The 10,974-nt window shown below is 50.4% G+C and carries 10 protein-coding genes; all 10 read right to left on the reverse strand.

The window, feature by feature from the left end; all coding sequences use genetic code 11:
• Window positions 1–299, reverse strand: a 299-nt coding sequence (locus PHP87_RS08305) for a hypothetical protein (RefSeq protein ID WP_299920291.1), incomplete at its 3' end; no start/stop codon positions are given.
• A gap of 127 nt (window positions 300–426) precedes the next feature.
• A complete protein-coding gene (locus PHP87_RS08310; RefSeq protein WP_299920292.1) occupies window positions 427–2,670 on the reverse strand; it encodes an anthranilate synthase component I in 2,244 nt (747 codons plus the stop codon).
• A 30-nt stretch (window positions 2,671–2,700) separates the two neighbouring features.
• A complete protein-coding gene (aroF, locus tag PHP87_RS08315; protein WP_299920303.1) occupies window positions 2,701–3,519 on the reverse strand; it encodes a 3-deoxy-7-phosphoheptulonate synthase in 819 nt (272 codons plus the stop codon).
• Window positions 3,520–3,655: 136 nt separating this feature from the next.
• Window positions 3,656–4,453, reverse strand: coding sequence for a tryptophan synthase subunit alpha (trpA, locus tag PHP87_RS08320; RefSeq protein WP_299920294.1), 798 nt, complete (start codon window positions 4,451–4,453; stop codon window positions 3,656–3,658).
• A complete protein-coding gene (gene trpB, locus PHP87_RS08325) occupies window positions 4,443–5,639 on the reverse strand; it encodes a tryptophan synthase subunit beta (RefSeq protein ID WP_299920296.1) in 1,197 nt (398 codons plus the stop codon). The genes trpA and trpB overlap by 11 nt, the downstream gene beginning before the upstream one ends.
• A 322-nt stretch (window positions 5,640–5,961) precedes the next feature.
• Window positions 5,962–6,576 carry a phosphoribosylanthranilate isomerase gene (locus PHP87_RS08330; RefSeq protein ID WP_299920298.1) on the reverse strand — a complete coding sequence of 205 codons (615 nt, stop codon included), beginning with the start codon at window positions 6,574–6,576 and terminating at the stop codon, window positions 5,962–5,964.
• Window positions 6,573–7,355, reverse strand: a complete 783-nt coding sequence (trpC, locus tag PHP87_RS08335; protein ID WP_299920299.1) for an indole-3-glycerol phosphate synthase TrpC — start codon at window positions 7,353–7,355, stop codon at window positions 6,573–6,575. Before trpC ends, PHP87_RS08330 begins: the two co-directional genes overlap by 4 nt.
• Window positions 7,349–8,371 (reverse strand): anthranilate phosphoribosyltransferase, encoded by a 1,023-nt coding sequence (gene trpD, locus PHP87_RS08340; RefSeq protein ID WP_299920300.1) that lies wholly within the window; start codon window positions 8,369–8,371, stop codon window positions 7,349–7,351. The genes trpC and trpD overlap by 7 nt, the downstream gene beginning before the upstream one ends.
• A 797-nt stretch (window positions 8,372–9,168) precedes the next feature.
• On the reverse strand, window positions 9,169–9,732 hold the full coding sequence (locus tag PHP87_RS08345) for a cob(I)yrinic acid a,c-diamide adenosyltransferase (protein ID WP_299920301.1): 564 nt from the start codon (window positions 9,730–9,732) through the stop codon (window positions 9,169–9,171).
• A 16-nt stretch (window positions 9,733–9,748) separates the two neighbouring features.
• Window positions 9,749–10,453, reverse strand: coding sequence for a response regulator (locus PHP87_RS11925; protein WP_366942908.1), 705 nt, complete (start codon window positions 10,451–10,453; stop codon window positions 9,749–9,751).
• Between the last annotated feature and the right edge of the window lie 521 nt (window positions 10,454–10,974).

Genomic DNA, 10,974 nt, shown 5'->3' on the forward strand with positions numbered 1-10,974 from the left:
CCATCCAGGCTGAAAGCTGATGCTCCGCTATAATCCCAGGGACAAAAACCTAAAGATAGTTTTAAAAACCATCCACAGAGGTATTCAATCCCAATTATGAGGGAGGCCCAGATAAAGCCCCGTACCAGCCAGGGGGCAGAACGAATACGATCATGAAAAGGCTCCAGGAAAACGGCCAGGCCATATATGGGAAACATCCACAGGTAGGTATGGGCGCCCAAACGCCATGAAGCGCTCAAGAGAGAGCCCATTCCCGTAAATAATATTTCCGTAGTCCATCCCAGGGTTCCATAAAGCAAGAATCTCTTTAACATGTTAATAGTATGTGAAATTGAAAATGAACTATGATAGAAATGCAAAATTCTAAGCTATTAATTTAAGCCCGCCCCTTATAACAAGCAAATAAAGACAAGATGCTTTTGGGCTTTATGGCGCAATCGAAGATAACTTGCCTTTGAGCTCTTCACCGTCAACAGAAAAAGCCCTGCCCGCAGCAGCCTGTTTTTGGGGTAAAGCCAGGTAGTCCACCACATTTCGCAGCAGTTGCAGTCCATTCCCATTTACCCCGGTCAATATTGATTCCGGATGAAACTGCACAGCAGCCACCGGCAGTTCACGGTGTTCAACCGCCATTACCACCCCATCTTCACTCATTGCGCTTACTTGCAAACAATCCGGCAAGACGGCCGCATAAAGAGAGTGATAACGGCCCACCTGGAACTGCCGGGGCAAAGCTTCCCAAAGAAGCGAGGGCTGGATAACCGTCAGCATTGAGGTCTGGCCATGACAGGGATAAGACAATTCGTCCACCCGCCCCCCGAAGTATTCCACTACCCCCTGCATTCCCAGGCAAACCCCAAATACGGGAATAGCCCGCTGCATAGCTAAATCAATCGTCTCTTTTAAGCGGAAATCATCTGGGCGGCCGGGGCCGGGAGATAAAAAAAGCAAGTCGAAATCCAGTCCCTGGCGCAGTCGTTCCCGGGCCAGGGGAGCCCGGGTCACCCAAACCTCCGCTCCCAGCTGCTTCAAATAATTACCCAGCGTGTGAACAAAAGAATCCTCATGATCCACCAGCAATACCCGCGGCGGCTGCTTTCTCACTCGTAAATCCGGTACTACCGAAGGCCGGTCGCTCGAAGCTCCCTGAATGGCCTTGAGCATGGCCGCCGCTTTGACCAAAGTTTCCGCCTCTTCCTGCTCCGGTATCGAATCCATCAGGAGGGTTGCCCCCACCCGAATTTCCGCCAGCTTATGCTTAATCCTTATAGTGCGCAAAGTCAGCCCCGTGTTCAAATCACCATTAAAAGAGAGGTAGCCTACCGCTCCCCCGTACCAGCCACGCGGCGCCCCTTCATGCTCCTCCAACCACTTTATCGCAGCCCGTTTGGGGGCCCCGGTTACGGTAACCGCCCACATATGGGTCAGGAAAGCATCCAGAGCATCAAAATCCGGGCGCAGTATTCCTTCAACATGGTCAACGGTATGGATTAAATGGGAGTAGAGCTCTATCTGGCGCCGCCCAATGACCTTGACCGAACCCGGCTCGCAGATCCTGGACTTGTCGTTGCGATCTACATCCGTGCACATGGTAAGCTCGGCTTCATCCTTGCTGGAATTAAGAAGTTTTCTGATCTGCAACGCATCTTCAATGGCATCTTTGCCCCTTATGATGGTGCCGGAAATAGGACAGGTCTCTACCCGTTTTCCCTCCACCCGGACATACATTTCCGGGGAAGCACCTACCAGATGTTCGTCACCCAGATTTATGATAAAACCGTAGGGGCTGGGGTTAATCCTTTTCAAGCGTTTAAATATTTCCGAAGGGGGGGCCGGGCAAGGCTCCAACAGGGAATAGGAGGGCACCACTTCAAACAAATCCCCCCGCCGGAAAGACGCTTTGGCCTTTTCCACCAGAGCAGCGTAATGACCCGGCGCCGGTTGCTCCTGCCGGCTGCTCGACACTTCGGGCTCAGCATTCTTCCGGCTGTGCTGCGGGCCATTTATCAATTCCCCGCTGCCTCTGAAACTATAACTCAGCTGGTAGGCCCGGGCCATGCGATGATCCACCACCGTCAGTTCATCAGGCAAGTAAAGCAGCAAATCGCACTGCCCCTCGGGGCGGGAGCGTTTCAATTCCATGGGCTCAAACTGGTAAACCAGGTCATAGCCGAAAGCCCCGTATAGTCCAAGAAAACAATCATCCTGATAAAAAAGATATTCCCGTATCACCCTTATGACCGAGAAAATACTAGGCTGCCGGCTGCGCTCCTCCTCCGAATAAACCTCAGAACTCTTTTTAATACTACCCTCTATTTTGTGATGTTTAAGAACTAGGGCATCAAGCTCTTCCAAGCCGCGAAGCTCCACATACAACCCATAGAGCAGCTTCAATCCACTGCTTTTCAAAGGCTCAATGCGAAAATTTTTTCCCCAGGCCCGGAGCTCCAAACAGGGATTAAGAAAACCGATGTCCCACTGGCTATACCTGCCGGGATAATCATAACTACTGGAAAAAAGCGCTCCCTTTTGCCGGTCAATATCTTCGATTATGGGCTCAGTAGCCCCTTTCAGTTCAATGCTTCGCACCCGGCGCTCTATGTTGACTCCCCCCACACTTGAGTAGCGCAGGGAACGAAAACCCGTAAGCTGCTGGGAGATATTATTCATTCAACTTTCATCCTCTCTTGTCTCAGACACTCAAGCCATAGCTCTTATCCTCTCGGCCAGAGCCGCAAATTGCTCCGGGGTGAGGGATTGCTCTCCATCGGACAAAGCCTGCTCAGGATGCTGATGTACCTCAATCATTAGACCATCGGCACCGGCTGCCATCGCCGCCCGAGCTACGGGGGCCACCAGCGAGCGCCGTCCGGTAGCATGGCTGGGATCCACTATTACCGGCAGGTGAGACAATTCCTTGACCAGAGCCACCGCCCCGATGTCAACCGTATTACGAGTCAGGGGCTCAAAGGTGCGTATTCCCCGCTCGCAAAGTATGACCTTTTCATTGCCGGCATCCATTATATACTCGCAAGCCAGGAGCCATTCCTCAATGGTAGCAGCCAGACCCCGTTTGAGCAGCACCGGTTTGTCTACCCGACCGGCTTCTTTAAGCAGGCAAAAATTCTGCATGTTGCGGCTGCCGATTTGGATAAGGTCACAATGAGCAGCTACCTGATCCAGGTCGCGCGGATCCATAACCTCCGATACCACCGGCAAGCCGGTGAGTTCACGGGCTGCGGCCAGAATCTTCAGCCCCTCTGTCCCCAGGCCGGCAAAAGAATAAGGGGAGCTGCGGGGCTTGAAGGCTCCCCCGCGCAGTATATCCACACCCATATCTTTTAGAATTAGGGCAATTTCCAGGTATTTTTCCCGGGATTCCACCGAACAGGGACCGGCAATTATGGTGCAGTTTCCCCCGCCGATAGCAATTTCTTTCCTGGCGGTCTTTATTTCGATAACGGTATTATAATCGGCGTCAGGACTGCGGGACGCCAGTTTGCAGGCCAGCATGACAATCCTCCTTCCAGATACCCGGCACTCAGCCAGTACTTCATTATGTTTGTTAGCGATTATCGTTTCTGAGACTGGGCACAGTAACCAATAAAAAGTGAGTTAGCAGGCGCTTCAACGATAAGGTGTAGTTGGAAAAACCTTAACTCCTCACTTCCCAATAACTTAACAACTTGAGTGCCTGGCACCTCTTCTCTAGCATACCCGGCAGCAGGGCGGGGCGCGACTCATATTCTTCAATAATTTGGGCCAGGGCGCTTCCGATTACCACTCCATCCGCCAGCCCCTGGAAAGCCCTGACCTGCTCCGGCTGAGATATGCCGAAGCCCAGGACCAGGGGAGCCGTGGTTACTGCCCTTACCTTTTGCAAGTAATCCTTGATCTCCAGCTCCGGCAAAGACCTGACCCCGGTCACTCCCCGAACCGAAACGCAATAGATGAAAGCCGGGTCTAAATCCGCCGCCATTTGTACCCGCGGCAGGGTGCTGCTGGGAGCCAGCATAGGAATCAGCTCCAGGCCCTGGCCAGCCAGTCTCCCCAGCTCATCCAGGGGCAAATCCGGTACTATCACTCCATTAACTCCTGCCTCTCGGCAATCCCGGGCAAAGCTATCCAAACCCATCTGCAATATGGGATTATAATAGGAAAAAAGTATAAGGGGCAGCTGGCAGGCAGCTCGCACCCGGGCGGCGAAATCCAATCCCCGTTTCAGGTTTAAGCCCAGCTTGACGCCCCGATGATGGAATCTTTCTATTACTTCACCATCAGCCAGCGGATCCGTGAAGGGCACTCCCAGTTCCAGCAAATCACAGCCCCCTTGCTCCAGAGCCCGGATGCAGTCCAGGCATAAATCTTCATCGGGGACTGCTGCCATAATAAAAGCTATAAGGGCCATTTCTTCCTTTTCTCTCAGGTGGGCCAATCTATTTCTAATTTCCACTTTCGTCACCTCCCAGCAAGCGGGCTACTTCCTCCACATCCTTGTCTCCCCGGCCAGATAGATTGACTACCAGGCTTGATTCTTTCTCCAGCGCAGCCGCTATTTTCAAGGCATAAGCTACTGCATGGGCACTCTCCAGGGCCGGTATTATTCCTTCCATCTGACTTAATTGCATAAAGGCATCCAGAGCTTCCCGGTCGCTCACCTGAACATATTCTACCCTTCCTCTTTCCCGCAAAGAGGCATGCTCCGGCCCCACCCCGGGGTAATCCAGACCGGCGGATATAGAATGGGTGTCCATCACCTGCCCGTATTCATCCTGCAGGAGACGGCTGAAGGCTCCGTGCAGTACCCCATCATTGCCTCGGGAAAGGGTGGCACAGTGCTGTCCCGGTTCTATGCCTTTCCCTCCAGCTTCAACCCCCAGCAGTTCCACCGGATCATCCAGGAAAGGATAAAATATTCCCATAGCATTGCTGCCCCCGCCCACACAGGCTATAATGCGGTCGGGAAGCCCTCCCTCCTGCTCCAGGAACTGCCGCCGCAGCTCCCGGCCAATCACCGCTTGAAAATCCCTGACCATCATGGGATAGGGATGGGGACCTACCACCGAACCTATAACCATATGGGAATATTCAAAACTGCGGATGAAATCGCGAAAAGCCTCATTGGTAGCATCCTTCAGAGTTTCACTGCCCTTTTTCACTCCCCGGACCTCCGCTCCCAGCATCTGCATACGAAAGACATTCAGCCTTTGCCTTTCCATATCTTTGCTGCCCATATATACCGTACATTCCAGACCGAAAACCGCTGCTGCCGTGGCCGTGGCCACTCCATGCTGCCCGGCTCCAGTCTCGGCTATCAGCCTTTTTTTGCCCATTTTACGGGCCAGCAGGGCTTGCCCCAGGGTATTATTTATCTTATGAGACCCGGTATGGTTGAGATCCTCGCGTTTAAGAAATATCCGGGCTTTTCCTGCGCTTGCGCTCAGGCGGGAGGCAAAGTACAGGGGCGACTCCCGGCCCGCATAGTCCTTAAGATAAAACTGCAGCTCTTGCTGGAACTTCTTGTCTCCAGCCAGTTCCCGGTAAGCACGTTCTGTTTCTATCAGCGCCGGTATCAGGGTTTCCGGTACGAATCTTCCCCCGTAACGGCCAAAATAACCCCGTTCATCTGGGTAGATCATTTTAAAGCCCTCCTCCAGTTAAATTACAAGTGTTTTATCACTACATGAAGTAATAAATATTGATTCCCCTGCAAAAAGTAATAAATATGCATTAGCTTGTATAAAAATACCGCTCAGCCACCTTAATAGCGGCCTGAGGGAGCATCAGTAGTGCCCGCAGAGTGCTACCTTAATAGCGACCTGAGGGTTTGTAGGGAACGACCCCCGTGTCGTTCCGAATCAGGCTTCGCCAACGCTCGCTTGTATATTTATGCAACCCTTCTGCAACAAAAGGGTTTTGCAGCGTAGTCTATGCTTTTTAATGCCAGTAAGCACTTTTTCTTTAAGTGGCTTGCTCCTGGACCATATTAATAAACTCCCTTATTTTAGCCGGATCCTTGCCCCCGCCGGGGTGTTCCACCCCGCTGGAGACATCCACCGCCATGGGTCGTAGCTGGTGGATGGCCCGGCCTACATTTTCCGCCTTCAGGCCCCCGGCCAGTATAATCCTTTCCTGCCTGGCTATTTCCTGCAAAAAAGACCAGTCGAAGCTCTCACCCGTACCCCCGTAAATACCGGGGCGATAGCTATCAAAAAGATAAGCCCAGGGACGCCATCGCCGGACCCGCTCCAACTCCAGGCGGCCCCGCACACGAAAAGACTTGATAACCGGTACGCTCACCTCTTCCAGGTAGGCGGGCTCTTCTTCTCCATGCAGCTGCACCATATCCAGGCGGCAACTGGCCACAATGCGGCGCAGGTTCTCCGGTTCTTCGTTTACAAATACACCGATTTTCAGGATAGTTCCCCCCAATTTCCGGTTAATGGCTGCAGCCATATCCACTTCCAGCTTACGGGGGGAAGGAGCAAATACCTGGCCTATGGCCCAGGCCCCGGCGTCCCGGGCCGCAAGCGCCTCCTCCAGGCTGCGGATTCCGCAGATCTTGACCCGGATCATAAGCCTTCCTCCTTCTGGCGGTAAGCTAAGAGCTCTCTTAGTTTGGCTCCGGGGTCCGGCGCTGTTACCAGGGCTTCCCCCACCAGAGCAAAATCACAGCCGCTGCTTTCCAGCAAAAGCAGATCACCCGCTTCCCTGATGCCACTTTCACTCACCTTCAGACATGAATCAGGTATCAAGTGAAGCAAATCCAGACTGGTCCTGATATCCACGGAAAAGTCTCGCAAATTCCGATTGTTAATGCCAATTATTTTTACCGGCAGGTCCAGCGCCATTTTTATCTCATCCCGCCCATGAGTTTCCAGCAGGGGTTCCATCCCCAGAGCCGAACATTTTTCCAGCAGAGCCAGCAGGCTATCATAATCATGCAAGGCGGCTATTAAAAGCAATAAATCGGCTCCCATTTGCCGGGATTCATATATTTGCACTTCATTGATCACAAAATCCTTGCGCAATACCGGCAGCTTCACCCTGCTTTTTACCAGGGGCAGGTACTCTCTCCGGCCATCGAAGAATTCCTCTTCCGTAATTACTGATATCCCCGCCGCCCCATTGGTCTCATAAGAACGGGCCATTTCCAGGGGAGAGAATTGCGAACACAGGAGGCCTTTCAGCGGCGAAGCCTTTTTTATCTCTGCTATTAGCTGCAGCTTTCCTCCGGGATTCCGGCTTAGATTCCGCCTATCCACTCCATCCCCGGCCTCTACCTGCGCTATATCCAGAGACTGCCGCAGCCGCTCCACTTCCTTTAGTTTCGCCTCAGCAATGGTCTTTAACATGCCAAGACCCGATCCCGGCTGAAGCTAATCATCTTCTGCAAGGTCTCCATACTCTTTCCGGCATCAATGGCTTCGGCGGCCATTTGCATTCCCTCCTGCATATTTTTCGCCCGGCCTGCTGTCAGCAGGGCCGCTGCCGTATTAAGGATTACTGTATCTCGATATGGCCCCGGCTCACCCTGTAGAATTTTTATAAGCAGGCGAGCACTGGCAGCAGCATCGCCGCCCTGAATGGCGTCCAGGGAAAAGCCTCCTATTCCCAATTCTTCCGGGTCGATGTCAAAAACCTCCAACCCATGCTCACCCACATCGAATACTCGGGTTTTTCCTTCCGGGCTGATTTCATCCATTCCATTGAAAGCGTGAACTACCAGAGCCCGCTTCCGCCCCAGACTCTGCAGGGTGCAGGCCACCGCTTCCTGCAGGTTGGAGTCGGCAATACCCAGAACCTGGTAAGAGGGGCGGCAAGGGTTTAACAATGGTCCCAGAAAATTGAAAATGGTAGCGATGCCCAGGCCGCGCCGCAGCCCCCCCACCTGTTTGAGAATGGGATGGTAATGCGGGGCAAAAAGGAAGGTAATTCCTGCTTTATCCAGCAACTGCCGGGCCTCATCCGGTTCCAGCTGCACCTCTACCCCCAAAGCCTCCAAAACATCGGCACTGCCTACCTTGCCTGTAACCGCACGGTTGCCGTGTTTGGCCACCGCCACTCCACAGGAGGCCACCACCAAAGCGCTGGCCGTAGAAATATTAAAAGTACCGAGCCCATCCCCCCCGGTTCCGCAGGTATCCAGTACTTCCATCTCACAGTCAACTATTTTGGCTTCTTCATAGAGGGCCTGCACAAAGCCCGTCAATTCCTCCTGGCTCTCCTTGCGGGTGCGCAGAGCACTCAAGAAGGCAGCCGCCTTTATCTCGGGAATATCATCATGCAGCAGCATCCTGGCGCTTAAATAAGCCTCCTCGCTGTTGAGATAATCCCCCTCCACCACGCTTTTCAAATAACGATCAAACATTTTTCTCTTCTCCTCTCATCTCATCTCTTCTCATCTTGATCTCACTGTGCTCCTTTTTCCTCCACCCGCCTTTTCAAGCCCAGGTAAAAAGGAGCCATAATAATACAGCAACAGGGGTTTTGCAAAGAAACCCTGGTTTTATTTACTATTTGCCTTGCAGGCATGGAGGGTCCCATTGCAAAAAGTTATAAATATGCATTAGCTTGCATAAAAAGGGATTTTTGCAGCAGATTCCTATTTTGATTTGAATAAATAGCTGGTTAATAGTCCGGCCGGACCAGAGCAAATTATTGGCCCGAAGGCCAATACAGCCAATCCATGACCGGCCAAAAGATTGCAGGCAGCAAGTTTGATGGTAAGCTACTGGATGGTAGAGGCAGGCCAAGGCTGCCCGCCGCAAATACGGTTGGGGATAAGGTAAAAGAACGAGCAAAAAAAGCCTGAAAATCCTTGGGGCAAGATTTAAGCCCCCGGCTTTCCCTCCGGTATTTGCTCATAGCTTTTAAGATAGGAAAATAAAAACCAGCACCGAATAATGTGCTGGCGTGCAGATTCTCATACCGGCTCATCTCGTCACTCTCTTCTCAACTAATCTAAACTCATCTCATCAAAATATTTGATTTTTGCTAATTAACATTATCAGCTCAAGGGCAATAATTTGTCAAGTGAATTTTGGAATGTCACCGGACATGCAATATGTATAAATAAATAGCAGTAACATGATATCTTAATCATCCCGCTTTCTTCTCTATCGCCAGGAAGATAATTAATTCTTCCTGGATAAAGACAGATACTGCTTAATACTCAATTCCACGCCGTGGGTGGCCATTAATATCAAAAGGATGTTTAACTTTTTCGATCCGGGAAACCAACTGAGCACGTGCTATAACTTCCGGCGGAGCGTTTCTACCGGTTAAGACTATTTCCATTCTTAGCGATGCACTTTCCAGCCATTTTAAAAAATCCTTATAAGGAAGCAACTCCAGTTCCAGAGCGGCAAAAACTTCGTCCAGAATGAGAATGTGAATGCTGCCCTCCCCAACTGTATTCTGCGCCAGTTGCCAGGCCATGCTTGCCTTTTTTCGATCGTTATCCGTCAATTCCTCCGGACTAACCCAACATTCAGCACATTCATCGCATTCCATAAAACCACCCTTAATAAGAGTGGCGTGGGGACAGCTTCTTCCAAAAGAGAAAACCTCTATGCCCAATTTCTTCGCCGATCGTAGTTCGCCGGCAAAAGTATTACCTTTTAAAAATTGAATAATACGAACCCGGCAACCCTGACCGGCCGCACGCATAGCCAGCCCGAAGGCGGCAGTGCTTTTCCCTTTACCTTCACCGGTATATACTTGTAGCACAGCCTGACATCCCCTGTTATATTATCCCCTTACTCTTGATATAGCGGGGTATTTTTTTATCTTCAGCCAATACCCTTAGTTTTCCTTCATTATCTTTAATAGTTTGCATTATCTCGATTAACTGGTCAATCAAGCTGTATTCATATATTTGGACAGAAGCAAAATCAAAGGTTACCCGTAATGGTTTTTTGTTGAAAAAACTCTGTAGAGCATCTAGCAAAGGTTTAACATGACCACTGGCAAAACTCTGTTTTATTGTTACCCGAACATTAGCATCATGAGCCTCTATATAAAAAGGATACAAGACCTGCTTGTCCTCCATAATAGGGCGCTGCGGGGATGTAGCAACAGCCTTGCCCACACTGGCCAGGGCAGCATTTACAACAGCAACAACCTTATCCGGAGAAAAGGGTTTGATTATGTAATTGCGGGCTCCGCTTTGGATGGCTGCCATAACCATATTTTTTTGATCCATGGCACTTATCATGATAATTAGTGCGTCTGGATACTGGGAGACAATCTTCTTAACTGCAGCCACACCATCCATTAGAGGCATACTAATATCCATGGTAATCAAATCAGGTTGGTTCTTTTCATACTCTTGAAATGCTTGCAAACCATTTTCGGCCTCAGCGATTATTTCATGGCCCGCCCTGCTTAGTATGGCCTTAAGATTACGTCGTATAAGCCTGGAATCATCAACTATTAATATTCTAGCCATTATAACCTCCCCTTTGTCAATGACTTGATACTAATCTCACAGCCCGTTTGGTATAGTAGTACTCAAAAATTTTTCAAACCTTGTGACTAATAGGAATTACAAAATTGATGTCACTGCAAAAAGCTGTTAATATTCATTGGCTTGTATAAATATACCACTCAGCACCCATAATAGCGACCGCAGGGTATGTATAGGGAACGACCCCCGTGTCGTTCCGAATCAAGCGCGACAACCTTAATAGCGCCTGCAAGGCATTGTAAGGGCGGTCTTCGACCGCCCGCTTTCACCTTCGCCAACGCTCGTTTTGTATATTCATGCAACCCTTATGCAACAAAAAGGTTTTTTTGCAGTGGAACCCTACATGACCAGTGGTCACAACCACCGATGAAAATAGCTTAAGTTATTTTAAAAAAGAATCCGCGATAATCATAAAAATCAGCGTCCCTCTGCGTCAAAAACCCTATTTTCAAACTAGTCAAAATTAAATTATTATTCTTCTTAATAGCAAGAATATGTTTCTT

Origin of the sequence: Syntrophomonas sp., assembly GCF_028707975.1 — a bacterium.
Taxonomy (GTDB): Bacteria; Bacillota; Syntrophomonadia; order Syntrophomonadales; family Syntrophomonadaceae; genus Syntrophomonas.